This is a genomic window from Pigmentiphaga litoralis (genome assembly GCF_013408655.1).
GTDB classification, from domain to species: Bacteria; Pseudomonadota; Gammaproteobacteria; order Burkholderiales; family Burkholderiaceae_B; genus Pigmentiphaga; species Pigmentiphaga litoralis_A.
On the sequence record NZ_JACCBP010000001.1, the window covers coordinates 2,540,160 to 2,560,642 of the forward strand.

Here is a 20,483-nt window from a genome sequence, read left to right on the forward strand (position 1 = left end):
CGGTGACCGGGCCAGAGCACCTATAGCAGGAGACATCCATGGCACATCGAGGCGCCGACAGGCAGATCGACAACATCGAATTCAACGTGAGCAACATCGACCGCAGCAAGGCGTTCTACAGCGCAGCCTTTGACTGGCGTTTCACGGACTACGGCCCTACCTACACTGAATTTTCGGATGGCCGACTGACCGGTGGCTTCACCACGGGCGAGCCAGTTCGCCCAGGCGGACCGCTTGTGATCGTGTACGCCGATGATCTGGCTGAAACCGAGAGACGCGTCATCGCTGCCGGCGCGTCCATCTCACGTGCTGTCTTCGACTTCCCTGGCGGACGCCGCTTCCACTTCATTGATCCGGACGGCTATGAACTGGCGGTCTGGTCAGCTCAATAATCCTTCAACGCCCCCGCCAACGACACCCGCTGCAGTCTCCACGCAGGCAACACCGCCAACGCCAGGCCAACGACCAGCAGCACAAATGCCATCACGATCTCTTCCCACCCCAGCCCCGGCTGAAGGCTGACGCCGGTCACCCTGGCAAGCCACCAGGAAATGCCGAACGACAATCCGAAGCCGCCTGCCAGCCCCACCATGATGCCGACGAGCATCAGCGCGGCGGTGAAGCCCCATGCGACGACGAACACGAATCGGCGGGGGGCGCCCAAGGCGCGCAGGGTGACGAACTGCGGCGTCAACAAGCGGAACAGGATGAACACGCTGGCCGTGATGGCCAGGAGTACCAAGGCCTGCGTGACGATGGCCAGCAGGCTCATCAGCTGCCGGATGTCGCCCAGCACGGCGTAGAGCTGGATCAACGCTTCGGCCGGGAAGAAGGCCATGGATTCGCGTCCCGTGTAGGCGCGCCGCAGCTTGTAGGCTTCCGCCAGATTGGCGGTCCGCATCACCGCGGCCGGAATACCGGGCGTGAAGGCTTCATCGAACGGGGGGCCGAGTTGCGTGGCGCCCGGCGCGTGGCCTGTCGGCAGGTGATGCGTTTCCCATACCAGTTCGACGGGCACCATCACCGCACGGTCCCAGGGCGAGCCGGTCGGCTTCATGCGGCCGACGACGACGATCTCGACCTGGTGCGCATCCAGGTCGTCGTCGCCGCCGTGCGCCTCGCCGTTGTGATGCACGCCATGGGCGGGATGGAACCGCGCGCCTACCTTCAATGGCGATGCGGATCCGACGACGGCCTCGGTACGGCTGGCGAACGTCCGCCCTTCGGCAAGTCCGTTCGACAGATGGTCCACCAGCGCCGCGGTGACCCCGACCACCGGTCGTCCGCGATGGCTGTCGCCGAATGCCAGCGGCGATACGAAGCTGCCGCGGCTGTCGTTGAGCAACGCCGCGCTGAAGGCGGGGCTGAGCAGTTGGGCGCTTCCGGGTCGCAGGAACACGGTGGCAAGCAGACTGTCGGTGCGGCTTCCAGGGGCAGCCACGATCAGGTCGAAACGATCCGCCGCTCTCGCACTGCCGCTACGCAGCGCCCGCTCTTGCGACACCAGGGCGACGGACAGCGCAACGCCCGCGGCCACCAACAGAATGAACGCCAAGGCACTCCAGCGGTAGCGCGCCAGGGCCGCGTGGATCAGGGGCCAGGGATTCATGCTCGATGCACCTCGGGCGTGACCACCCGGCCGGTCTTCAACATCAGGCGCTGGTCGGCCAGGGCGGACAGCCTGTCATCATGGGTCACCGCAATCACGGTCTTGCCAGCGCGCGCGACCGCAAGCAAGGCATGAGCAATGCGCTGGCCGTTGTCGGCATCCAGGCTGGCAGTCGCCTCGTCCGCCAGGACCACCGGCGGATCAAGCAGCAAGGCGCGTGCCAAGGCCACGCGCTGCTGTTCGCCGCGCGACAGCCTGGCGACCGGTCCGGATCTTGCGGGCACACCGAACTCGGCCAGCAGCAACTGGGCTCGCTGGCGCAGTGCGGCCGGCGTCCGCAGACGCGTGAACTGGGCGGGCAGCAAGGTATTGGCGAGTGCGTCGAGTTCGTCGATCAGGCGAAAGTCCTGGAACACCATGCCGCAATGGGTCAGCCGCCAGGCATCGCGCTGGCCTTCATTGAGCGTGCTCAAGTCTGTCGAACCGAAAAGAATGCGGCCCGCGTCCGGAACCACGATGCCCGCGAGCGCGTGCAGCAAGGTGCTCTTGCCCGAGCCCGACGGACCGACGATCACACTCAATTGGCCTGGCAGGAAACACGCGTCGACCTGGTCGAGCGCGGCAATCCGGCCGCCGCCGGCATCGGCAAACGTCGTGCCGACCGCGACTGCCTCGAGCGTGGGGATCACAGCTTGCGGAAGGTCGCGTCGGCCAGGCGCACGCGACTCACGAAGCCGGTGGCGCTATCGGTCTGGGGACCGATCTCGAGGATGCCAGCGACTTCGATCAACGTTCCGGGGCTTACCGCATCCTGCCGCTTCTTCATGCGCACGAAGATGATGGAGTCGATCCACTGGTCTTCGGATTCGCAAAACGGGCAGGTTTCCACCGGCGAGTTCGACAGCACGAAAAAATCGGACTCCACCTTCAGGTGCGGCGCCATGAAGCCCTGGATCGTGATGGGCTTGCCTTTCAGCCGTTTGGCGACATCGGAAAAGCTCAGGTCCTGCTCGTAGAGCTCGAACATGCGGATGCGCGGCGCCGGCTGGGCCCAGGACGCCAGCGGCACCAGGGCAGCCATCCCGATAAGCAGTTGGCGCCGCTGCATGATGCGTCCTTATTCCATTCCGGTCGCGGTGAGCACAATGCTCAGCGACGTTGTCATGGCCTTGACCATCGGGCCCTTCTCGACGTCCGTCCATTCATCCAGCGAATGGCTGCGGCCGCTCTTGCCCACGTCGCCGCGGCCGATGGTCAGGGCAGGAATGCCAAGGTTCATCGGCATGTTGGAGTCGGTCGAACTCCAATTGAAGTTCGGCTTGTAGCCTGCCGCTTCGATGGCCGACTTGGCGATCTGCACGATCTCGGCATTCATGTCGGTACTGCCGGCGGGGCGATCGCCAATCAGCTTGGCCTCGACCGTGATCTTCGCGTCTTTGGTGGACCGGGCAAAGTTCTCGCCATCAGCGGCATCCTGCACGATCTTCAGCAGACGATCTTCCACCCGCTTGAGTTCATCCACCGATTCAGAGCGCATGTCCACTTCCATCCAGCTGCTGACCGGGATCGAATTGACGGACGTGCCGCCCCCGATCAGGCCGATGCTGTAGGTGGTCTTGGGCGTCGTGGGCACCTGGATGCGCGAGAGCTCGGCCGCGGCCTGAGCCTGGGCGAACATCGGATTGACGGCGCCAAAGGCACTGTAGCTGTGACCGCCAGGACCGTTGAACGTGATGCGGTAGCGCTTGGAACCCACGCCGCCGTGCGTCACGCGATTGATGTCACCTGACTCCACCGAAAAGAAGGACTTGATCTTGTCCTTGTAGGCGCCCTTGGTGAAGAGATACCGCACGCCGCGCAAGTCGCCCGGGCCTTCTTCACCCACCGTGCCGACGAACAGAATGTCGTCGCGGGTGTTGACGCCGGCGGCCTTCATGGCGCGCACAAAACCCAGCAGCACCGCCAGGCTGGTGCTGTCGTCGCCGATGCCCGGGGCATACAGCTTGGTCCCTTGACGCTTGACCTTGACGTCGGTGCCCGCGGGAAACACGGTATCCAGGTGGGCCGAGACCACTACCACCTTGCCGTCGCCGCGCGTTCCCTTGCGCAGGCCCAGCACATTGCCTTCCGGGTCGATCTGCACATCACTGAGGCCAACCGCCTTGAGCATCTTGGCGAATTCCTCGGCGCGTTCCTTTTCAGCGAACGGCGGCGCAGGAATTTCGGTCAGCTTGATGGCATCTTCAACGATCCGTCCATGCTCCTTGTCCAGCGTTGCAGCGGCGCTTTTGAACGCCGGGCTGGCCAGCACACGCTGCACTTGCGCGGCGGGATCGGCAGTCTGGGCCTGTGCGGCGCTGGCCATCAAGACGGCCGAAGCCAGGGTCAACGACAGCGCGGAGAGCGGGAACGACGAGCAGGAAGATTTCATCAAGGGTCGGCTACAAGAGTTCACAAGTGGTTGAATATATCATCTACTTAAGCAAATCTACGCAGCCGTTTGGCCCAGCCAATGACAGAGGAAGACATGGACAAGACCCTGGATGCGCCGCTTATCCTGATCACCGGCGGAAGCCGCGGTGTCGGCGCTGCAACCGCCCGTATCGCCGCGCAACGAGGCTATGACGTGGCCATCAGTTATGTATCCAACGACGACGCGGCGCGGGCTGTCGTGGCCGATGTCGAGGAGGCCGGCCAACGGGGCTTGGCGATTCGCGCGGACAGCGCGTCGCCCGACGACGTGGTGCAGATGTTCGAGACCATCGACCGGACATTCGGCCGGATCGACGTGCTGGTGAACAACGCCGGCATCATCGCCAAGCAGTCTCGCCTTGAAGATCTTGGGTTCGAGCGGATGCAGCGGATCTTTGCGGTCAACACGATCGGCCCGATCCTTTGCTCCCAGCAGGCGGTCAAGCGCATGTCGCACCGCCACGGCGGTCGTGGCGGAGTGGTGATCAACATCTCGTCCGCATCGGCCCGGCTCGGCAGCCCCAATGAGTACGTCGACTATGCCGCCTCGAAGGGTGCGCTCGAGACGTTCACCATCGGCTTCGCCAAGGAAGTGGCCGGTGAAGGCATACGCGTCAACTGCGTCCGGCCGGGTCATATCTACACCGAGATGCATGCCAGTGGTGGCGAGCCCGGGCGAGTTGATCGCGTGAAGGCCACCATCCCGATGGGGCGTGGCGGTCAACCCGAAGAGGTGGCCCATGCCATCCTGTGGCTCGCCAGCTCGGAAGCGTCGTTTGTTACCGGCACCTTCCTTGACGCAACCGGGGGCAAGTAGCCAGCGCAAGGTCTAGCGAGGGAACGCCAGGCAGAAGGTGGTCCCGTTGGTTGAGCTATCCACGCTGACCTGGCCGCGATGCAGTTGCATGATCGATTGAACAATGGCCAGGCCCAGACCACCCGAATCGTCCGGTTGATGACGCGACGGGTCCGCCCGATAGAAGCGCTCGAACAATCGGGGCAGGTGCTCCGCGGCTATCGGTTCGCCCTGGTTGTGCACGCTGAGTATCAGCGTATCGTCGCGCGCCTCTGCAGCAATGGTCACCGCCGTGCCCGACGTGCCGTAACGCAGGGCATTGGCGAGCAGGTTCGCCATGGCGCGGCGGACCAGTATCGGATCGGCGACCAGGTCACCCTTGGCTGCATTGATGACCTGCATGTCGCGATCCTGCGCCAGGCCTTCGAAATAGTCGGCCAGCTGTTCACCCAAAACCTGCAAGTCCAGCGGCTCGGGCTGGATCGCGATGTGTGCCTGCTCGGTGCGGGCGAGGAACAGCATGCTGTCGATCATCCGCGCCAGACGCTCATATTCTTCCTGGTTGGACACCAGCAAGTTTTGATAGTCCTCAACGCTGCGGTCACGGCTCAGAGCATGCTGCGTCTGGCCCATGAGATTGCTGAGTGGCGTGCGCATTTCATGCGCAAGGTCTTCCGAAAAGCGCGACAGCTGCGCAAACCCGTTTTCAAGTCTGGCCAACATCTGGTTGAGGGTCTTGCTCAGCACCTTGAGTTCGCTGACGTCATTGAATTCGTTCAGCCGCACATGAAGATGCTGAACATCGATGCCCGCCGCACGTGCGGCCAACGAGCGTACCGGGCGCAAGCCCCGCTGACTGACCCAGCCGCCCAGCGCGAAGGCGAGCAAGGCGGCAACGGCCAGCGCCATCCACAGCTTGAGCCGGTACGCGCCGAGCATCTGTTCCCGCTCGGTCAGCAACTTGCCCGCAATCAGCGTCAGCCGGCGGTTTCCATTGACGACGTCCACCCACGCCAGCCGCACGGGATCCGCATACCTGCCGTTGCCGAGCCGAGCCACCGGGGCAGCCTGCAAGTCGGGCAACGCCAGATTCACAGGATTGATTTCGATGAGGACCTTGCCGGCATCATCAAGAATCCACAACAGGTTGTCCCGATTGCCCAGCATGTTTTCGTAGAGCTTGGGCCGCCCGCGCAGCGTTTCGACAGTCGTGCTGTCAGTGATCAGCGCCTGCGTGTGTTGCAAGCGGCCAAGCAGCGCCTGGTCATCGCGCCACGCGATCTCCCGTTCCAACGATTGATAAAGATAGAACCCGAAAGCCCCCATCAGCAGCACACTGACCAGCGCGAACATGATGGCCAGGCGCAAACTCAAGGCGCGTGGCAGGCCTTTCACGATTGCACCTCCAGCACGTAGCCAATCCCGCGCACGGTGTGAATCAACTTGATCGGGTACGGATCATCGACCTTGGCCCGCAGCCGGCGGATGGCGACATCCACCACGTTGGTATCGCTTTCAAAGTTCATCTGCCAGACGTGCGAAGCAATCAGCGCCCTCGATAGCACCTCCCCTTCCCGATGCAGCAGCAGATGCAGCAGGGCGAATTCCTTGTTGGTCAGCGTCAGCCGCTGCCCGCCGCGCGTGACCTTCCGGGTCGTCAGCTCCAGGCTCAGATCCGCAACCAGAAAATGTTCGACCTCGCGTGGCGGACCGCGCCGTAGCAAGGTTCGAACGCGCGCCAGCAGCTCCGCATACGAAAACGGCTTGACCAGATAATCGTCCGCGCCAAGCTCCAGTCCCTTGACCCGGTCTTCGACGGCGTCGCGTGCGGTCAGGAACAGCACAGGCGTTTGCCACTTGCGACGGATGATCTGCAGCAACTGCCAGCCATCCAGGCCAGGCAGCATGACGTCAAGAATGACCAGGTCGTATTCACTTTCCTGCACCAGATGCTGGCCGTCCAGACCATCCAGCGCGACGTCCACGGCATAGCCGGATTCAGTCAACGCCTTCTGCAGGTAATCGGCAGTTTTCGTTTGATCTTCGACGACCAGAATGCGCATGTTTTCCTCCGAACCAGGCGCATAGGCTAAGCCGATACGCGGTGCGCCCCCATTACAAATTTGTAATGCGGACGCAATCGTGCTGACGGGGCGGGCCGTTCATGATGCATCACGTCATTCAACGGCCTTGCCCAGGAAGAATCATGCGTACTACCGGATCTACCTTATTGCTGCTGGCGTTGGCCATGAGCTCGACGTTGGCGATTGCCGCCCCGGATAGTCAGGTGGCGCAGCGCAAGGACGTCACGCTAACACTGGCGAATACGCTGGCCAGCGCCACCGTCGCAGCCTGCCATGCCCAAGGCAAGACAAGCGTCGTCGCCGTCGTGGACCGCGGCGGCAACCTGGTTGCCGTGCAACGCGATGACAACGTCGGCCCGCACAACACACTGGCGGCGCAGCGCAAGGCCTATACGGCACTGTCGACTAAAACCCCCACCGGCCTGCTGGCCGAGCGCGCCCGCAGCCATCCGGACACGGCAAATCTGAACACGGTCAGCGAATTGTTGCTGCTCGGCGGCGGCGTGCCCGTGGTCGTGGACGGTGACGTCATCGGCGCCATCGGTGTTGCCGGCGCAGGTGGCGCGGCCTTCGACGAAGGCTGCGCGCTTACCGCCCTTTCACAAACTTTGACTTCCAATTAAGAGACCACCATGAAAGCATTCAAACTGTTGTTCGCAGGCGCCGCACTGAGCGTCATGTCTTCCCTGGCCGCTGCAGCCTCCAACCCCCTGAGCGTCCACGTGCTGAACCTGCAGGACGGCCTGCCCTCCCCTGCTGTGAAGGTAACGCTGGAAAAGCAGAACGGGCAGAACTGGAACCTGCTCAACACGGCCACGACCAACGAGCAAGGCCGCATCCCCGAGTTCTACCCCGCGGGCAAGGCCTTGGAGAAAGGCATTTACCGGGTGACGTTCAAGACGGGTGAATGGTTCACCGCGCACAAGACGACCAGCTTCTTTCCTGAAGTGCCTGTGATCTTTGAAGCGGACGGCACGGTGCCCCACTACCACATCCCGCTGCTGCTCAGTCCGTATGGGTTCTCGACTTATCGGGGGAATTGACCTTCTTGACCCGCGTTCTTGCCGACTTCGAGACGTTGCTGCAAATCCGATAAAAGACGAAATCTATGACGTTTATCGATCATGTTGAATTTGCCGTTCGGAAAGTTCGGGATATCAAAGTGGTAGGCCAGGCTCAGATCTGAGATGCGCCACCGTCCACAAACAGCTCGACGCCATTGATATATGCCGCGGCATCGCTAGCCAGGAAGGCGACCGTGTGTGCGATGTCTTGCGGCACGCCAATCCGACCCACCATGCTTTGTTCGGCCAAGGAAGCAAATGCAGCGTCGGCTTGCTCGGGTGGGAAGAAGTTGTCCAGACCTTCGGTGCGCACAGGGCCCGGGCTCACCACGTTGATGCGGACGCCGCTACCTCGGATTTCCTGGATCCACGCGCGGACCAGGGCGCGCACCGCGGCCTTGGACGCGCCGTAGACACTCATTCCGGCGGGGGGATTCATGGAGGCCGTCGATCCGATGATGACGATGGCGCCGCCGGAAGGCATGAGCGGCAGTGCGCCTTGAACTGTGAAGATGACGCCTTTGACATTTGCGCCCAGGGTCTGGTCGACCTGCTGCTCGGTGATCTCCCCTAGCGGGAGAATGGTGCCCGCGCCTGCGTTTGCAACCACCAGATCGAGCCGCCCCGCATCGCGCCGAATCGTCTGATACAGCGCGTCGATGTCCGTCTTTTTGGTGAAGTCGACCACCAGTCCGGATGCGTTGGGCCCGAGCGCCTGTACCGCTTTGTCGAGCTTTGCAATGTCGCGCCCCGTGACGACGACTTTGGCGCCCTCGTCCAGCAGGTGCCGCGCAATACCGAAACCGATGCCTGACGACCCACCGGTAACCAACGCAATCTTGTTCTCGAATGACATGTTCAACGCTCCAATTTATATAGCGGTCGCTATATTTGCGACCACTATATGGAACACATGGCATCAATGCAAGTACTATGTAGCGATCGTTAGCTCCAGACATTCATTTTTCCAGCATGCCCGCCATGAGCCGTAAATCCCCTACCGTGAAGACCCCCGTGCGCCAACGCAAGCCTGCGTTCGATCGCGAGTGGGGCGTCGACGTTGCCGAGGCCTTGTTCCACACGCGCGGCTACGACGCGGTAGGCGTCGCTGAGTTGACGCAGGCGATGGACATCGTGCCGCCCAGCCTTTACGCCGCGTACGGAAGCAAGCTCTCGCTTTTTGAACGCGCCTTGACGCAATACACCACGCGTCACGCGCTGCCGCTCGATGATGTGCTGGCGGCCAAGGGGACACCTCCTGAAGTGCTGACCCAGTTATTCGTAACGGCCGCCCAGCACTACACGCAAGACCCGGTACGGCGCGGTTGCATGGTGACTGAGGCCATGCGGGCCGACGACTCCGAGGCGGCCGGCATTGCCACCGCGTTGGCGGCAAAAGGCAGTAACGCGATCCGGGGTTACATCGAGCAGTTTGTCCAAGGCGCCGATGCGGAACGCATTACCGACTACGTGTTGCTGACGCTGCGCGGGATCTCTTCCTATGCTTGCCTTGGCTACCCGCAAGCCAAGCTGGTCGAGTGCGCCAAGGTGGCAGGGCTGGCCTTGACTGCGGAGTTCAAAGGCAGCCGCCGACCAAAGTAGCTCCAGGGTTGAAAGCCGGTCTTATACCGATCACTATATAAGTGTTGCGGCGGGCCGTTCCTCGTGCAATGATGTTTATAGCGACTGCTATATACCTTACGCGCTTTTGGAGCGACACCCATGACTGACCTACCTGATGGCCTTGATATCGTTGAGCGCCTTGCCGCAGAACGCGCGATTCATCGCCTTCTTTCCACCTATACCCATCGTCTCGATAACGGCGATTTCGACGGCGTGGCCGAGCTGTTTCAGCACGCTGAAATGGATGTTCTTGGCAACGTTGTCGCCGGCCGCGACGGGGTCAGGAAGTTTGTCGAGATGGGTCTTCAAGTCCATGCGGACAACACACCCCGCACCTGGCACACGTTGGCAAATGTCCTCGTAGACATTGCTCCAGGCGGCGACAAGGCAACTTCCGCAAGCTACTACACGGTGCATCAACAGACAGATGGCTTACGATTGCAGCCGATCTGCACAGGCAAGTACCTTGATGAATTCGAGCGGCATGAAGGCCAGTGGCGCTTTGCCCGGCGCACGCTGACGTTGCATCTGGTGGGTGACCTGAGCCATCACGTCAAAGGGTCAAACGAGGAAGTCGTTTCGCGGAGGGCAACCGCATGACGTCAAAAAAACAGGCGCTTGTCACCGGCGCCAACAAGGGCATCGGTCTTGCCATCGCCAAGGGGCTCGCCGAAGCGGGCATGTCCGTATGGATGGGCGCACGAGACACGGCACGAGGTGCTCGGTCGGTCGCACGCTTGCAGGACGAAGGGCTCGACGTCAGATTGCTGGAGATGGACGTCGCGGACGACGCGAGCGTGCAGCGAGCCAGCCAGATCCTTGCCGCGGAGATCGATGCACTGGATGTTCTGATCAACAACGCCGGCATCATCCTGGACGCGGCACGGCTCCCGAGCCAGGCGGTGATGGCCGACATGAAGGCGGTCTTCGAGGTGAATGTATTCGGCCCTGTCCGGGTCACTCAAGCAGTGTTGCCGCTCCTCAAGGCGTCGGGCGACGCCCGCGTGGTGATGATGAGCAGCGGGCTGGGATCGTTGACCTTGATCAACGATCCAACGTCGATTTATTCGAGTGTGAATATGATCGGCTACACCGCTTCGAAAGTCGCCTTGAACGCCGTGGCGGTGTGCTTTGCAAGAGAACTGGAAGCGCTTGGCATCAAGGTCAACGCAGTCGAACCAGGGCATGTCCGAACCGACCTCAACGCGAACACCGGGTTCTTGACGCCTGCCGAAGGCGCGGCAACCGCCATAAAAATGGCGCTGATTGGGGCAGATGGGCCAACTGGCGGCTTTTTTGGCAGTCACGGCCGCCAGCCCTGGTGATGCGTTCCAGGTACAGCATGACAAGCGGCCTGGCGAGCCGCCGTCTCATGATTCTGTCAGTGATCGATGATCCTGGCGCCTGCAATGGTCGCAGCAAAGTCCGCACCGAATACCCGAGCAGGCGTTTCGAACCCGGGATGCCGTTGCCCCGCCAGCACCCTTTGCGCCGCATTGACGGCCGACAGCGGCGTAAAGGTGTAGCCGTTGACGGTCTCGATTACGGACCGAGCCACCGTGCCATCCGCCCCAGTTATTTCTGCCACGGCGCGAGCGGGATGGCTCTCGCGCTCAACTGCGGTCGGGCCGTCGGGAAGGTTTGACAGATCCCCGGTGGGAAAGGCGTCGCCTGTGACGTGAACGAACATTTCGATATCGGGAATGCCCGTTGAGTGCCAGGCCGTGACCAAATCACCGAAAGACAGCGGCGCGCAGGGGACAGCCCCGGCGCCGAAATCGAAGTACCGCATGCCAGCATTGGATTTGGAAACGAGTCGTCCATCCATACGCTTCAGCAGGCCCGCTCCAAGGATCTCGCTGACACTCGATGCCGATCCTCGGGACATGGAGCCGGCGACCTGCAATGCCATGCGAAGTGATCGGGGGTTTTTCACGCGTCGAGCCACGTGCACGGCCAGGCAGTCTGTCGGAACGACATCCCAGCCCACGCCTGGCAGCAACATCGCCCCGGCATGCCTGGCGGTGTGATCGAGTTCCTCCGCGAGCCTGTACACGTTGATTTCGGCGGTGATGTCCAGGTAGTCGAGGCCAGCGGCCATGCACGCCAGCATCAATGGTTCGCCCGTCCTGGCGAATGGCCCAGCCATGTTCAGCACAACGCCGACGCCCTCCAGGGATCCTGGTTGAACACTGTCTGGCGCGAAGACGCGGTATGGCGTATCGAGCTGCCCGCTCAGCAGCGACAGCGTGTGCGGATTGCGGCCCGCAATGATGAAGTCCAGCCCCAGCGATTGGGCGTGCTCTGCCGCCATCCGGCCCACATAGCCGGTTGCGCCATAAATCAGAAGGCGGCTCATTGCGCGTGCTGCCAGTTCTTGTAGACGAATTCCAGGCTGTAGCCATCGGGGTCCAGCACGTTGGCAGCGTAGTAATCCGGGTCATAGTGCAGCCTGGGACCGGGTACCCCGTTGTCCGTGGCACCGTGCGACATGGCTGCCGCGAAGGCCGTGTCCACCTCCTCCTTGTTGTGGGCAACAAAACCGATGTGCACCGACCGACTGTCCACGACGCCTTTGCGCAGCCAGAAGAAAACTCTTCCGCCCGCGCCAAACCCCTTCAAGTCGGGATGGCCGGGCGGTCCTTGCTTACCGTCGTAATCCAGCCTTGCCGTGATACCCAGGCAAGGCAGTGTCGCCTCGTAGAAATCGATGGAACGTGCAACATCGCTGACAGAGATGAAGAGATGGTCCAGCATGGCGGGCACTCCTTGATCAGATGACATAACCGCCCGCGACCTCGATCGTCTGGGCATTGATCCATTGACCTTCGTCGGCAAGCAGCATGGCGATGACCCGGCCGACGTCGTCCGGCTCACCGACCTTGCCAAGCGCCGTCTGCGATGCAAGCAGCGCTTCGAAATCGCTGGTCAGTCCGCCGCCCAGTTCGGTGCGGATCGCACCTGGGGAAACGGCATTGGCGCGGATGCGGCGCACTCCAAACTCTTTGGCCATGTATCGGGTCAGCACTTCGAGGCCGCCTTTGAACGCTGCATACGGCGCCACACCCGCAGTGGCGACACGGGTGGTCGCACTGGTCAGGTTGACGATGCTTGCGCCGTCACCCATCAATGGGAGCAATGCTTGCGTCAGGAAAAAGGGACCCTTCAGATGCACATTCATCAGTCGGTCGAACTGGTCTTCGGTGACATCAGACAGCGGGTTGTACAACCCGAACCCCGCGTTGTTCACCAAGCCGCTAATGACGCCTTGCGACCAGACGTCGTTCAGCACCTGCGCCACGTCGTCACGGAAAACAGAAAAAGTGGCGGGAGCGCCGACGTCCAGTTTCTGCGCGACAGCCTTCCCTCCCTCTTCCGTGATGCGTCGGACAATGCCTTGCGCGGCGGCCAGGTTGTCGTTGTAGGTGAGGATGACGCCCATTCCGCGGCGTGCACAGTGCAACGCCGCACTGGCTCCGATGCCTCGGCTTCCGCCGGTGATCACGATGACATTCATAGGTATTCCGTGTTGCCTGAGTAGGCTTCCACGATAGGCGGACGGCCTCGATCCGGCGCCTACGATGCTGCCGAAAACTTGCCTGATTCTGCTTTTCTGCTTGTCCTGCTTCCCGGTTTGCGGTCAGATGTCGCCATGAACGACACGCTGCATGAACTCAGACGCCTTGCCAGCCGTGCAAGCAACGGCCGCACGCCCACGGGCATACCACGCGTCGCGATGGTCCAAGGCGCAATTCCTGAACATGACCTGGCCGCGGTGTATGACCCGATGATCAATCTGATCCTGCAAGGCAGCAAGTCGATGACGGTCGGCAATCAGACGCTGCACTACGATCCCGCAACCTACTTCGTGATGTCGGTCGATCTGCCGGCAGTCGGCCACGTACGGGCATCCGCTGAAGGGGACCCGTATCTTGCGGTCGCCTTGACGTTGACACCTGAAGTGATCGCGCCCCTGATCGCGGAGTTGCCTGACCTGCAGCACTCCGGCGGCGCAGACCGCCCTGGCTTCTGCGTGGCAGCACTGACGCCCGAGCTGATCGATGCATGGGCGCGGTTGCTGCGGCTGATGGATCACCCGACAGACATAGCCGCCTTGGCGCCCTTGTACGAACGCGAAATCATCTATCGCGTCCTGCGTGGACCGCATGGCCACATGCTGCGTGACATCGCCACCCCGGATAGCGCCATGGCGCGCGTAAGCGTGGCGATCCAGTGGATACGGCGCGAGTTCGCGCAGCCGATACGCATTGACGCGCTGGCGGACCGCGCCGCAATGAGCGTGTCCGCGTTCCATCGGCATTTCAAGACCGTGACCGCGCTCAGTCCCCTGCAATACCAGAAGCGTATCCGCCTGCTGCATGCGCGAACGTTGATCGTGACGCGCAAGCGGAGCGTGACAGCGGCAGCGTTTGAGGTGGGCTACGAAAGCGCGACGCAATTCAGCCGCGAGTACGCCCGGATCTTCGGAATGCCGCCGCGACAGGATGCAGCCAGAATCAAGGCAGGATCGTCAACGCCAACGCTGGATTCGTGAGCCGAATCGACCTATTTACCTCCGGGGATGTCACCCCACCTTCTTGACCCGCGTTCTTGCCGGCGTCAACACCGTGTGGTCATTCGACTGCGGCGCCATGTAAGGGATGGCTTTGCCGGTCCGCGTATCGACCAGGGTCGAGTGTCGCTCGCCCTGCGCGAACAAATGGCGCTCTCCCCATTGGCGCAAGGCCACGACCAGGGGAAACAGGCTTTCGCCTTTCGGGGTCAGCACGTATTCCTGGTAGGCCGTGCCATCGGAAGCGGCCTGCAGATCCAGGATGCCGGCGTCGGTCAGCTTGCGCAGCCGGTCCGCCAGGATGTTGCGCGCCATGCCCAGGCCGCGCTGGAAATCGCCGAAACGGCGCGTGCCATCGAACGCGTCGCGCACGATCAGCAGCGACCATCGGTCACCGACCAGATCGACCGCGCGGGCGACCGGGCAGGTCTCGACGACATCGGTAGTGTCTTTGACTGCAGGTGCACGCGGCATGGAAGCTCCTTCACGCCTTCGGCGTTTCTGGTTGCATTTTAAAACCAGCCTGTCTATCCTTCAACCGGTTTTGTTTTGAAACCAGTTCAAGGATAGCTTGTGGAACGTCACCAAGGATCGAGCGGCATGCCAGGCGGCATGGTCGCCCTGTTTGCCACCGCCAGCGGCATGAGCGTGGCCAACGTCTATTACGCTCAACCTTTGCTGGACGCCATTGCTTCGGACTTCGCCGTGGGACTTGGCGCGATTGGCGGCGTCATTACCGCGACGCAGGTCGGATGCGCACTGGCGCTGGTCCTGCTGGTGCCCTTGGGCGATCGGGTTGATCGGCGGCGCTTGATGGTGGCGCAGTTGCTGGCGCTGGTCGCCGCCTTGTTGCTCGTCGCCCTGGCGCCGTCGACCCCTGCCCTTCTTGCCGGGATGCTGGCAGTGGGCTTGCTGGGCACGGCCATGACACAGGGGCTGATCGCTTATGCCGCCAGCGCGGCGCCGCCCGGTCAACAGGGACGTATCGTCGGCGCGGCGCAAGGCGGTGTGTTCGTGGGACTGCTGCTGGCCCGCGTGGTGGCGGGGGGCATCAGCGATGTCGCGGGTTGGCGGGGGGTGTATGTGGCTGCGGCCGTGACGATGGCGGCGCTGGCGCTGCTCTTGTGGCGCCGCTTGCCGGTGCTCGATCCGACGGGCGCGGCGCGGCAGTCCTTGGCCTACCCGCAGCTGGTCGCGTCGCTGTGCACGCTGTTGCGCCATGACCGCGTGCTGCAACGTCGCGGCATGCTGGCGCTGCTGATGTTCGCGGCCTTCAATATCTTCTGGAGCGCACTGGCGCTGCAGCTGAGCGCGCCGCCATTTTCGATGTCGCACCTCGCCATCGGCGGATTTGGTCTGGTTGGCGCGATGGGTGCGGTGGCAGCCACGCGTGCGGGCCGGTGGGCTGATGCCGGACGGGATCAGCCGGCAACCGGGCTGGCGCTGGCCCTGCTGTTTGTCGCATGGTGGCCGCTGTCGCAGATGGAATCCTCGCTGTGGGCATTGGTCGCCGGCATCGTTCTGCTGGACGTGGGCGGGCAGGCATTGCACGTGACCAACCAGAGCCTGATTTTCCGCGACCGTACGGGCGATCACAGCCGTCTGGTTGGCAGCTACATGCTCTTCTATTCGGTCGGTAGCGGCGTGGGGGCGCTGGCATCCACGGTCACGTTCGCGCACGCCGGTTGGCAGGGGGTGTGTCTGCTTGGTGCCGGCGTCAGCGCCGCCGCGGGCTTGCTCTGGCTACGAACGTCGCCCTAGGGCGCGACTTCCACCCGCAAGCCCGCCAGCGCCGCAGTCACCTGGATCTGACAGCTCAAGCGCGAAACCCCTTCCCGATAGCTGTCGGCTTCAAGCAGCAGGTCCAGCTCGTCCTCGTCGGGCTGGCCGACCTGGTCGTATCCATCCAGCACAAAGACATGACAGGTGGCGCAGGACTTGGCGCCGCTGCAGGTGGCGGCGATGGGCAGGCCTGACGCTTTGAGCACGCTCATCAGGCTGCCGCCCGGCGGTACGGAAATCGAGCGCTCGCGTCCCTTGCGGTCAATCACATCAAGTTCGATCATGGTGTTGCGGTTTCCAGAAGGTAGACATGGGTGGGCGTCGGCGGACGGCTCACGCCATCCTTGCGATGTCGCGCATGGACTGGTCGGTGTTGGTCAACAGCTCGGTCGGGAAGGACCGGTTCGCAGCGATCATCTTTTTTGCCGAGACGAAGTCGCCCGGAGCGTTGACGCATTGGATCGCCGTCAGCGCACTGGGGTTGTGATGGATGACGCTGAACTTTCCGGATGCGGGGTCTCCCCGCAACAGGGTGTGATCCCCGGGCAGCGGCAGTCCCGCCATCTGCAGCTTGATGTCGAATTGATCGGACCAGAACCAGGGCACCTCGTGGCTTTTTTGCGGCTGCCCGGTCATGGACGCGGCCAACCGTCTTGCCTGCGCGTAGGCGCACTGTACGGATTCCAGCCTGAGCGGCATGGCCAATCCGGGGTATAGCCGGCTTGCACAGTCCCCCAGGGCGTAGATGTGCGCGTCGCTGGTCCGCCCTTCGTCGTCGACGAAGATGCCGCCCCGATCACTGATGACCAGCCCGGCTTCGCGGGCCAATGTATCGCTCGGGACGTTGCCGATGCCCACGAGCACCAGGTCGGCGGCAAGGCGCTGTCCGCCGGCAAGCTCGACGGCGGTGACCTTGGCGTCTCCGAGAATGCGCTCGACCCGCGTCCCGGTCAGGATCTTGACGCCCTGCCGCACGTGCTCGCCATGCACGTAGGCGGCAATGACGGGCGATACCGTCCGCGACAGGATGTGCGGCTGGTCTTCGACGACCGTCACGTCACAGTGGGCGAGGCGTGCCGTGGCGGCAAACTCCAGCCCGATGAACCCGCCGCCGATCACCACGACGGTGGGCCGGCTTTCCAACCTTGCGGCAAGGTGGTCGGCATCATCCAGGGTCTTCAGCGTCATCACACCCTGCAGCTCGCCACCCGAGGCCGGGAAGCGTCTGGCTTCGCCGCCGGTCGCCAGGATCAGCGTGTCGTACGCCAGCGTGTCGCCATCTGCCAGGACCACGCGCCGTGCGTCGCGTTGGATCCGGCGTACGGAGGTGGACCGCCGGACCTCGATGTCTTCGTCGCCATACCGCGTTTCCGGGTGCAGCCAGATATGCTCGGTCGCCAGCACGCCCTTCAGGTACGCCTTCGACAAGGGCGGCCTGTCGTAGGGCATCCAGGGTTCCTGCCCAATGAGGACAATGCGCCCGGCGTACCCGCACTCGCGCAGCTTGAAGGCGGCTTCGGCGCCGGCCAGGCCAGCGCCAACAATGACTGTGATTGAGGAGTTCATCGTTCTGTTCGCGCCTGCCTACAGGGGCACGGCCAGCATGGTGTCGATGCTGAATGAGTCGACGATGACCAGCCGGCTTCGGAATCGCAGCTGGCCGTCCAGGGGCTCGATCCGGTCCCGATAACATCCGACCATGTAGATCGACGCGTTGCCTTCCGGGTCGGACTGCATGACAGTAAAGTTCGCGCTTGCCGCGATGCTGCCATCCGCGTTTTGATCGGCGCGCACGTTCGTGATGGCATGCCGCAAGTACATCTTGCGATAGGTCAGGGTTTCCTTCACAAGCATGGTCACCCGGTCCTTGATCATGCCGTGGCTATAGCAGCCCATCAGTGGCGCAGGCAAACCGGCGTCATGATTTTCGCGCGACACGACGCGGTAGTCGCAACGGTCCTGCGCAAAGAAGTCGGGCCACTCTGCATAGCGGCGCTGGTTCAGCGTATCGGCATAGTCGTAGTTCAGCCGTTCAACCTGCTCTTGCATCGTCAAGGTCATCTTCGCGCTTTATCCGTGGTTGGCCGATTCGTTCAATTCGAAACCCATCAGCTGGTGATAGTGTTTCCAGAAGCCCCGGATCGAGATTTCCTGAGACAGGTAATCGGTGTCGTGCAGGTCACCTACACCGCCCATCTCCAACACCGAATGTTCGTGGTGCTTCCGGCTCAGGCCTGCCTGCACGAGGCGGAGCGCTTCCCCATCTTCCATCGAGATGTAGCCTGCGGGGCCGATGAGATTGACCTGGAGCATGCGATCGTGGAGTTGCTGCTCGGTGTCGCCCTCGAAGCCAAGATAGGTGATGTGGAGCTCGACAGCGTCTATCCCTTTGGGCCGTAGATGGCGGATGGCATAGGTGTTGTCGACTTGCGCCACGATCAGTGTCGGGAACATGGACAGCAAGGTGGTCTTGTAGTTGTCTTGCAGGTCGAGCGGCACTTCAAGCATCGACGGATCATGCATTTCAAGATCCGGGTTGAGCTTGCCGCTGTCGGCGTATTCCTTGTCGAGCTTGCGCAGGTTCTCGGCGTCGTCCGCCCCCAGGATCGAATGATTCCAGGTGTTCTTCCCGTCCTTGTCCATCTTGATGCCACCTTGCATGGCGGGCGTCTGGATGCCGAACGACACCTGGAACAGATGCAGCAAGGAAGCGTGATACGGGTCGCGAACGTTCTCGTTATACAGCTTCCAGTTGCCCGGAATCTTCTGCCTCAGATAGCCGATGACTTTGGGTTTGCGCTGCGTCAGCAGCCGATCGATCTGCGTCAGGCTGTGGGGCCCAAGGTAGTCTTCCAGCGGTTCGGTTTCGTCGCTGTAGGTGCCGAACACCAGGCCGCCGTAGGTCGCGACCTTCAGCTTTTTCAGTCCGTGGTCCTGCTTGTCGAAGCACGGGGGCATGCCGCCCTTGCCGTTGTGCCCCTTTTCCAGCGGCACGCCCGTCAGATCGCCCGACAGGTTGTACGTCCACAGGTGGTAGGGACAGACGTGCCGCTTGGCATGACCGCGTACCTCGTCGACGATACGCGCGCCCCGGTGTGCGCAACTGTTTTCGAAGGCATGGATCGAACCGTCTTTGGCGCGGCTGATGATGACCTGGGTATCGCCGACCCAGGTGGTCGAGAAATCCCCCCAGTTGGGCAGCTCGCACTCCATGGCCAGATAGTTCCAGACGGGCCCACGGAATAGCCGGTCCATTTCGCGCTGGTAGATCTGGCTGTCGGTAAAGACTTCGTAAGGCACGCGCGAAAAATCGGCGGCGGGCCAGATCGGAAACACGGGCTGCTGGCGCGCCGGACCCGTTATCTTTGCTTCGTGGACCTGTTCGGTTTTCAAGACGGTGTTCTCCCTTTTACTTGCATCAGGGGCTGTTCAGTTGCGGCCCTTGCTATGGGAGAATGGTATGGCCCGACCCCGACCAGATAAACCGCTGGCGGTGAAAACTACTTTTTCAGCTACCGGAGAACTGAGCATGGACCGTTGGGCTGAATACGAATTTTTCATTCGTGTCGTCGAGATGGGAAGCTTGGGCAAGGCCGCCGAGGCCATGAAGCTGTCGTCGGCGTCCGCGACCCGGCATCTGGCGGCACTGGAAGTTCGCCTGGGCGCCAGGCTGGTCGAGCGAAGCACACGCCGGCTGTCCGTGACCGAAATCGGCCAGGGCTTCTATGCCAGGTGCAAGGCGGCACTGGAAGAGATCACCGATGCGGAAGAAGAAGCCTCGCAAACGTCCGGCCTGCCTTCGGGCACGCTCAGGGTGACCGCGTCACTGTCGTTGATGCTGCATCACGTGACCGGTCTGCTGCCCGGATTCAGGGCGATGTACCCGGACGTCAAGGTGGAGCTGGTGGCGGCCAATCGCTACTACGACATCACCGACAATGACGTGGATGTGGCGATACGTACGCGCGAACAGGAACCCGATTCGACCCTGGTGCTGCGGCACCTTGCAACCACCCGGCGCGTGCTGGCGGCCGCGCCCGGCTACATCGCCCGGCATGGCGTGCCGATGTCACCCCAAGCCCTCTTGCAGCATGACTTTCTGGGCTACAGCTATCACAACCCCTATGAACTGACGTTCGAGCGCGATGGAATCTCCTGTTCGATCGCGACGTCGCCGATCCTGGACGCCAACGATGGCATGGTCGTCAGGAACGCGGCGCTGGCAGGACTGGGCATCCTTGCCCAGCCCATGTACGTCATCTACGACGACATTGTGTCGGGCCGCCTGGTCCCGATTCTGCTCGACTGGCGACTGCCCCCCATGTCCATCAGTCTGGTCTACCGACGCCGCAAACTGATTCCTGCCAGAACACGGGTGTTCCTGGATTACGTCCTGAACGATTTCCGCAAGGCCGGCTACGAAAGCAAATGGGAGGCCGCGTTGACCGGACGCGCCGCGTAATTTCTTTCAGCATTGATT

At 62.3% G+C, this 20,483-nt stretch carries 25 protein-coding genes; 10 read left to right on the forward strand and 15 right to left on the reverse strand.

Features of this window, described 5'->3' with window-relative positions:
- Positions 1 to 38 precede the first annotated feature (38 nt).
- Complete coding sequence (locus HD883_RS11400; protein WP_179585454.1) at positions 39 to 392, forward strand: VOC family protein; 354 nt, start codon at positions 39 to 41, stop codon at positions 390 to 392.
- Here the strand turns inward: HD883_RS11400 and HD883_RS11405 are convergent.
- From HD883_RS11405 to HD883_RS11420, 4 genes are read right to left on the reverse strand one after another with little or no spacing between them, the layout of a single operon-like run.
- Positions 386 to 1,609: an FtsX-like permease family protein gene (locus HD883_RS11405; RefSeq protein ID WP_179585452.1), complete on the reverse strand. Its 1,224-nt coding sequence runs from the start codon at positions 1,607 to 1,609 to the stop codon at positions 386 to 388. The two genes, HD883_RS11400 and HD883_RS11405, sit on opposite strands and share 7 nt — an antisense overlap.
- Positions 1,606 to 2,298: an ABC transporter ATP-binding protein gene (locus HD883_RS11410; protein ID WP_179585449.1), complete on the reverse strand. Its 693-nt coding sequence runs from the start codon at positions 2,296 to 2,298 to the stop codon at positions 1,606 to 1,608. The genes HD883_RS11405 and HD883_RS11410 overlap by 4 nt, the downstream gene beginning before the upstream one ends.
- A complete protein-coding gene (locus tag HD883_RS11415) occupies positions 2,295 to 2,717 on the reverse strand; it encodes a hypothetical protein (protein WP_179585447.1) in 423 nt (140 codons plus the stop codon). Before HD883_RS11415 ends, HD883_RS11410 begins: the two co-directional genes overlap by 4 nt.
- Positions 2,718 to 2,726: 9 nt before the next feature.
- A complete protein-coding gene (locus tag HD883_RS11420) occupies positions 2,727 to 4,040 on the reverse strand; it encodes a M20/M25/M40 family metallo-hydrolase (protein ID WP_257022144.1) in 1,314 nt (437 codons plus the stop codon).
- 96 nt (positions 4,041 to 4,136) lie between these two features.
- Between HD883_RS11420 and HD883_RS11425 the strand changes: the two genes are divergently transcribed.
- Positions 4,137 to 4,898 carry an SDR family oxidoreductase gene (locus tag HD883_RS11425; RefSeq protein ID WP_179585445.1) on the forward strand — a complete coding sequence of 254 codons (762 nt, stop codon included), beginning with the start codon at positions 4,137 to 4,139 and terminating at the stop codon, positions 4,896 to 4,898.
- Between the two features lie 12 nt (positions 4,899 to 4,910).
- Here HD883_RS11425 and HD883_RS11430 read toward each other — a convergent pair whose 3' ends face one another.
- Together HD883_RS11430 and HD883_RS11435 are read right to left on the reverse strand one after the other, a co-directional pair.
- A complete protein-coding gene (locus tag HD883_RS11430; protein ID WP_179585443.1) occupies positions 4,911 to 6,272 on the reverse strand; it encodes a heavy metal sensor histidine kinase in 1,362 nt (453 codons plus the stop codon).
- Positions 6,269 to 6,940, reverse strand: coding sequence for a heavy metal response regulator transcription factor (locus HD883_RS11435; RefSeq protein ID WP_179585441.1), 672 nt, complete (start codon positions 6,938 to 6,940; stop codon positions 6,269 to 6,271). Before HD883_RS11435 ends, HD883_RS11430 begins: the two co-directional genes overlap by 4 nt.
- Before the next feature lie 167 nt (positions 6,941 to 7,107).
- On the opposite strand from HD883_RS11435, the gene HD883_RS11440 reads away from it, so the two are divergent.
- On the forward strand, positions 7,108 to 7,584 hold the full coding sequence (locus tag HD883_RS11440) for a GlcG/HbpS family heme-binding protein (protein ID WP_306455876.1): 477 nt from the start codon (positions 7,108 to 7,110) through the stop codon (positions 7,582 to 7,584).
- Between the two features lie 9 nt (positions 7,585 to 7,593).
- Complete coding sequence (gene uraH, locus HD883_RS11445; protein WP_179585440.1) at positions 7,594 to 8,004, forward strand: hydroxyisourate hydrolase; 411 nt, start codon at positions 7,594 to 7,596, stop codon at positions 8,002 to 8,004.
- A gap of 133 nt (positions 8,005 to 8,137) precedes the next feature.
- Here uraH and HD883_RS11450 read toward each other — a convergent pair whose 3' ends face one another.
- Positions 8,138 to 8,881 (reverse strand): SDR family NAD(P)-dependent oxidoreductase, encoded by a 744-nt coding sequence (locus HD883_RS11450; protein ID WP_179585439.1) that lies wholly within the window; start codon positions 8,879 to 8,881, stop codon positions 8,138 to 8,140.
- Positions 8,882 to 9,006: 125 nt separating this feature from the next.
- Between HD883_RS11450 and HD883_RS11455 the strand changes: the two genes are divergently transcribed.
- The 3 genes from HD883_RS11455 (at position 9,007) to HD883_RS11465 (ending at position 10,973) form a co-directional block, all read left to right on the forward strand.
- Complete coding sequence (locus tag HD883_RS11455; RefSeq protein ID WP_179585436.1) at positions 9,007 to 9,627, forward strand: TetR/AcrR family transcriptional regulator; 621 nt, start codon at positions 9,007 to 9,009, stop codon at positions 9,625 to 9,627.
- A gap of 120 nt (positions 9,628 to 9,747) precedes the next feature.
- Entirely contained in the window at positions 9,748 to 10,248 is a 501-nt protein-coding gene (locus tag HD883_RS11460; protein WP_179585434.1) for a nuclear transport factor 2 family protein, read from the forward strand.
- Positions 10,245 to 10,973 (forward strand): SDR family oxidoreductase, encoded by a 729-nt coding sequence (locus tag HD883_RS11465; protein ID WP_179585432.1) that lies wholly within the window; start codon positions 10,245 to 10,247, stop codon positions 10,971 to 10,973. Before HD883_RS11460 ends, HD883_RS11465 begins: the two co-directional genes overlap by 4 nt.
- A 56-nt stretch (positions 10,974 to 11,029) precedes the next feature.
- Here the strand turns inward: HD883_RS11465 and HD883_RS11470 are convergent, their stop codons facing one another.
- The 3 genes from HD883_RS11470 to HD883_RS11480 are packed head-to-tail and all read right to left on the reverse strand — an operon-like array spanning position 11,030 to position 13,165.
- Positions 11,030 to 12,007: a saccharopine dehydrogenase family protein gene (locus tag HD883_RS11470; protein WP_179585430.1), complete on the reverse strand. Its 978-nt coding sequence runs from the start codon at positions 12,005 to 12,007 to the stop codon at positions 11,030 to 11,032.
- Positions 12,004 to 12,405: a VOC family protein gene (locus tag HD883_RS11475; RefSeq protein ID WP_179585427.1), complete on the reverse strand. Its 402-nt coding sequence runs from the start codon at positions 12,403 to 12,405 to the stop codon at positions 12,004 to 12,006. The genes HD883_RS11470 and HD883_RS11475 overlap by 4 nt, the downstream gene beginning before the upstream one ends.
- Positions 12,406 to 12,421: 16 nt before the next feature.
- Positions 12,422 to 13,165: an SDR family NAD(P)-dependent oxidoreductase gene (locus tag HD883_RS11480; RefSeq protein ID WP_179585425.1), complete on the reverse strand. Its 744-nt coding sequence runs from the start codon at positions 13,163 to 13,165 to the stop codon at positions 12,422 to 12,424.
- 135 nt (positions 13,166 to 13,300) lie between these two features.
- On the opposite strand from HD883_RS11480, the gene HD883_RS11485 reads away from it, so the two are divergent.
- Positions 13,301 to 14,203, forward strand: coding sequence for an AraC family transcriptional regulator (locus tag HD883_RS11485; RefSeq protein WP_179585423.1), 903 nt, complete (start codon positions 13,301 to 13,303; stop codon positions 14,201 to 14,203).
- Between the two features lie 30 nt (positions 14,204 to 14,233).
- Here the strand turns inward: HD883_RS11485 and HD883_RS11490 are convergent, their stop codons facing one another.
- Positions 14,234 to 14,695, reverse strand: a complete 462-nt coding sequence (locus tag HD883_RS11490; RefSeq protein WP_179585422.1) for a winged helix-turn-helix transcriptional regulator — start codon at positions 14,693 to 14,695, stop codon at positions 14,234 to 14,236.
- Between the two features lie 126 nt (positions 14,696 to 14,821).
- On the opposite strand from HD883_RS11490, the gene HD883_RS11495 reads away from it, so the two are divergent.
- On the forward strand, positions 14,822 to 15,982 hold the full coding sequence (locus HD883_RS11495) for an MFS transporter (protein WP_179588601.1): 1,161 nt from the start codon (positions 14,822 to 14,824) through the stop codon (positions 15,980 to 15,982).
- On the opposite strand, the gene HD883_RS11500 is transcribed toward HD883_RS11495, so the two are convergent.
- The 4 genes from HD883_RS11500 to HD883_RS11515 are packed head-to-tail and all read right to left on the reverse strand — an operon-like array spanning position 15,979 to position 19,396.
- A complete protein-coding gene (locus tag HD883_RS11500; RefSeq protein ID WP_179585420.1) occupies positions 15,979 to 16,287 on the reverse strand; it encodes a 2Fe-2S iron-sulfur cluster-binding protein in 309 nt (102 codons plus the stop codon). The two genes, HD883_RS11495 and HD883_RS11500, sit on opposite strands and share 4 nt — an antisense overlap.
- 49 nt (positions 16,288 to 16,336) lie before the next feature.
- On the reverse strand, positions 16,337 to 17,569 hold the full coding sequence (locus tag HD883_RS11505; RefSeq protein ID WP_179585417.1) for an NAD(P)/FAD-dependent oxidoreductase: 1,233 nt from the start codon (positions 17,567 to 17,569) through the stop codon (positions 16,337 to 16,339).
- Positions 17,570 to 17,587: 18 nt separating this feature from the next.
- A complete protein-coding gene (locus HD883_RS11510; RefSeq protein ID WP_179585415.1) occupies positions 17,588 to 18,064 on the reverse strand; it encodes an aromatic-ring-hydroxylating dioxygenase subunit beta in 477 nt (158 codons plus the stop codon).
- Between the two features lie 9 nt (positions 18,065 to 18,073).
- Complete coding sequence (locus HD883_RS11515) at positions 18,074 to 19,396, reverse strand: aromatic ring-hydroxylating oxygenase subunit alpha (protein ID WP_179585413.1); 1,323 nt, start codon at positions 19,394 to 19,396, stop codon at positions 18,074 to 18,076.
- A gap of 136 nt (positions 19,397 to 19,532) precedes the next feature.
- On the opposite strand from HD883_RS11515, the gene HD883_RS11520 reads away from it, so the two are divergent.
- On the forward strand, positions 19,533 to 20,465 hold the full coding sequence (locus HD883_RS11520; protein ID WP_179585411.1) for a LysR family transcriptional regulator: 933 nt from the start codon (positions 19,533 to 19,535) through the stop codon (positions 20,463 to 20,465).
- The last annotated feature ends 18 nt before the right edge of the window (positions 20,466 to 20,483 follow it).